General features: G+C 56.4%; 1 protein-coding gene. It reads right to left on the bottom strand.

Going from position 1 to position 447, the window contains the following annotated elements:
* The coding region (locus RM844_RS32805) for an ABC transporter permease (RefSeq protein ID WP_311671080.1) at positions 1-447 on the bottom strand (447 nt) is incomplete at both ends.

The following is a 447-nucleotide window of genomic DNA, read 5'->3' as shown; positions in this document are numbered from 1 at the left end:
ATGTAAAATCCGAGGCATAGGATGAAGGTTAAAATCGTTCCGGCAATCAGCCCCGGCAAAGAAAGGGGAAAATAAATTTGCCAGAAGGCCTTAGTCGGCGAGGCGCCAAGGTTGGCCGCGGCCCGGACATAGGTGCCGTCGATCGAGCGCATCGAGGCATAGAGCGGCAAGACCAAGAACGGCACCATCACATGGACCATTCCGATGATCGTGCCCGTGAGATTGTTGACCAACGGAACCGGTTGATGAATCAGTCCGCTATCGACAAGCGCGGTGTTGACGATGCCGCGACGCTGCAACAGTACCAGCCAAGCGTAGGTTCGTACCAGCAACGAGGTCCAGAAAGGAACTAGCACCCCCAGCATCAGAATGCCGGCCCATCTCTGCGGAACCTGGGACAGGCAATAGGCTAGCGGGTAGCCAAGTAGGATGCAGATCACCGTCACC

It is taken from the genome of Streptomyces chisholmiae (genome assembly GCF_031845445.1).
GTDB lineage: Bacteria > Actinomycetota > Actinomycetes > Streptomycetales > Streptomycetaceae > Streptomyces > Streptomyces chisholmiae.
The sequence above is the reverse complement of the archived record's forward strand: the minus strand, read 5'-3'. Positions and strand labels throughout refer to the sequence as shown.